This is a genomic window from Streptomyces ochraceiscleroticus, from assembly GCF_000720485.1.
GTDB lineage: Bacteria > Actinomycetota > Actinomycetes > Streptomycetales > Streptomycetaceae > Streptomyces > Streptomyces ochraceiscleroticus.
The window spans coordinates 1-298 of sequence record NZ_JOAX01000122.1 but is presented as its reverse complement, the minus strand read 5'-3'; the positions used below and the strand labels follow the sequence as shown (position 1 = coordinate 298).

The 298-nt window shown below is 66.4% G+C and carries 1 protein-coding gene; it reads left to right on the top strand.

The genetic code is table 11. The features are described from left to right. Nucleotides 1-88: 88 nt before the first annotated feature. Nucleotides 89-298: pore-forming ESAT-6 family protein (locus IG84_RS0137475; RefSeq protein WP_031068031.1), on the top strand; the 210-nt coding region annotated here is incomplete at its 3' end.

Below are 298 nucleotides of genomic sequence, written 5' to 3'. Positions count from 1 at the left end.
CAACGCGCGGCAGCAGATGTCGGCGGCGAATTTCGATGCGGCGCGGTTCGGCGGCCGCTGAACTTCTGTGTGACGGGGAGTGTGTGTGATGGCTGGTGGCCAGGATCGTCGTTCGTATGACACGGCGGCGTCGGGTGATGCGCAGGGCAATATCCAGACGGTGATCGCGCGGCTGGAGCAGGTGATCACGGCGCGCGATGGTCAGGTGAAGGCGGCGATGGCGGACTTCACGGCCGATGGCGTGGCGGATGAGTACCACGGCAAGGAGCTGCGCTGGAACCGGGCCTCGCAGGAGGTC